Consider the following 2,402-nt stretch of genomic DNA (forward strand, 5'->3'; position numbering starts at 1 on the left):
GAACCGGTCCTCCCGGCGGGCCGAGCGCTCGGCCCGCCGGATGAAGTACCGCAGCAGCGGGACGGGCGCCTTGAGGATGCTGGGGTCCGGGGCGGAGACCCGGCCGTCCTGCCGGCCGCTCAGCGCGGCCAGCAGCCGCCGGTAGATCTCTTCCCACGAGTCGCCTGCCGCCACGTCCAGGGACAGGACCAGCGACAGGTTCCCGGTGGACCGCAGTTCCGGGTGGAACGGGCGCAGGTCGAGGGGGAACCGGATCGGCGCGGTGGACCGGCCGGAGAACGCGGTCACCGCCGCGGCCAGCCGGGCGCTCAGCGCCGGGAAGGTCCCGTCGACCGTCCGCCGCCGCCACACCTGACGGCGGATGTCCGCGCGCGGCGGGATCCCGAGCAGCGAAGGCACCTTGGTGGCCGCCTCGGCCTGGCCGGCCCGGCGGTAAAACGGGTTGTCGAGGTCCAGCACCGTTTCGGTCGAGCGCGCACCGGCCGGTTCCTCGCCGCGTAGCGCGCGGAACACGTCCCGCGCCCAGAGGATCAGCCCGCGCCCGTCCATCACCACGTGGCTCGCCCGGAACACCACGGTCGGCTCGGGACCGTCGAGCAGCAGCACCTCGCAGTTCGCGCCCGAGCGGCCGGGCAGCGGCGAACGCAGCTCGGGAGCGGCGCACGGGTCCGGGACGCCGGTGACCACCTTGACGGCCGGCGCGACACCGCCGTCGACCCAGCGGTGACCGCGGCGGACGAGCCGCGCGCCCGGGCAGGCTGCGGAAGCGACGGCCACGGCGCGGCGCAGGCGCTCGGCGGTCAGCCGGCCGGTGCCTTCGACGCAGAAGTTCGTGACCGGCGACATCTTCGCCGGGAAACCGAGGAACCACTGCTCGATCGGGCACACCTGCCGCGTGAAGGCGGCGTCTTCCGGTAGACGATCGGTCATCGCCGTGCTCCGTCCCCGTTCAGTCGACAACTCCGGGTCGGAGTCTGCATCCCGGGATCGGCCGGTCACAACAAATCCCCGCACTTCTAGGAAAAGTCCCCGAAGCGGCCACGCGGCGGGGCCGGGCCGCCGCTGTCTAGGGATTTCTCGCCAGGGCCGCGACCTACCCTTCCGCCGTGGACATCTCAGATACCGAAGCCGCCCTCTGGATCCGTCGCTTCGCCGACGCGCCGGACGCGCCGGCCCGGCTGGTCTGCTTCCCGCACGCGGGGGGCGCGGCGAGCTTCTTCCAGCCGGTGGCGCGCGCCCTGGCGCCCGTCGCGGACGTCATCTCGCTGCAGTACCCGGGGCGGCAGGACCGGCGCCGGGAACCGGTCATCACCTCGGTCGAGGAGTACGCCGCGCGGCTGACCGCCGTGCTGGGCGGCCTGCCGCCGAAGCCGACCGTCTACTTCGGACACAGCATGGGCGCGATCCTCGCCTTCGAGGTGGCGCACCGCACGGCGGCCGGGGGTGGTGACGCACCGGCGTCACTGGTCGCGTCCGGCCGCCGCGGGCCCGCCACCGTCCGCGAGGAGTTCGTGCACCTGCTCGGCGACGACGGCATCATCGCCGAGGTCCAGGAGCTCGGCGGCACGGACACGGCCTTGCTGGACGACGAAGAGATCCGCCGGATGGCGCTGCCCGCCATCCGCGGCGACTTCACCGCCATCGAAACCTACAGCTGCCCGCCGGACCGGCTGGTGCCCTGCCCGGTCACCGTCTTCATCGGCGACATCGACCCCAAGGTGACGGCCGAAGAGGCCCGCACGTGGCAGCAGCACACGACCGGCGCCTTCGCGATGCACGTCTACCCCGGCGGCCACTTCTTCCTGGTGGAGCACTCCGCGGACGTGCTGGCGCGGCTGCGGTCCGAGCTGACCCGCGTCGCCACCACCCACGCCGTCCGGGCCTGACCCACGCCGGGCCCGGTGACCGTCGACCACGCAACGAGGAGGTATCCGCTGTGCCGCCCAGGAAAGTGACGCTGATCGGCGGGCCCGCCGGCCTGCCCGCGAACGATCGGACCCGCGAGGTGACCACCGGGCTCGAAGAGAAGCTCAAGATCCCGCACGGAGCGGGCTACGAGCACTTCAGCCACGACGGTGAGTTCTCGGTGGTGGACGGAGCCGAGGCCGCCGTCTTCCGCTGGTGCGGGAGCACCCGCGTCGCCGAGTGAAACCCCCGGGTGAGCCGGCGCCACCGGCTCACCCGCGGTTCACCGGAGCGCACGAAGCCCGCCCCCGACGGAAAATTCCCTGGGGGGGGGCCGCCGGGCGGGGGACCCCGACCCCCAGTTAGGGCGGGGGGGCGGGGGGGGAGGGGACGGGAGCCGGGGGGCGGGCCGCCGGGGGCGCCCCGGGGGGGGGGGGCGGACGCGGGGCGGGGGCATCAGCCCCCCCCCGGGCGGGGGGGGGGGGCGCCCCCCCGGC

The 2,402-nt window shown here is 74.6% G+C and carries 2 protein-coding genes and 1 pseudogene; 2 read left to right on the plus strand and 1 reads right to left on the minus strand.

The window, feature by feature from the left end; genetic code table 11:
- Positions 1 to 930, minus strand: a pseudogene (locus tag ABZX11_RS48135) (long-chain fatty acid--CoA ligase); the annotation flags it as partial.
- A gap of 176 nt (positions 931 to 1,106) precedes the next feature.
- Between ABZX11_RS48135 and ABZX11_RS48140 the strand changes: the two are divergent.
- Both ABZX11_RS48140 and ABZX11_RS48145 read left to right on the plus strand, forming a co-directional pair.
- Entirely contained in the window at positions 1,107 to 1,886 is a 780-nt protein-coding gene (locus ABZX11_RS48140) for an alpha/beta fold hydrolase (RefSeq protein WP_354925916.1), read from the plus strand.
- 50 nt (positions 1,887 to 1,936) lie between these two features.
- Positions 1,937 to 2,149: a DUF5988 family protein gene (locus tag ABZX11_RS48145; RefSeq protein WP_176169598.1), complete on the plus strand. Its 213-nt coding sequence runs from the start codon at positions 1,937 to 1,939 to the stop codon at positions 2,147 to 2,149.
- Positions 2,150 to 2,402: the final 253 nt, after the last annotated feature.

Origin of the sequence: Amycolatopsis sp. NPDC004169 (genome assembly GCF_040610315.1) — a bacterium.
In the GTDB taxonomy this organism is placed as follows: Bacteria; Actinomycetota; Actinomycetes; order Mycobacteriales; family Pseudonocardiaceae; genus Amycolatopsis.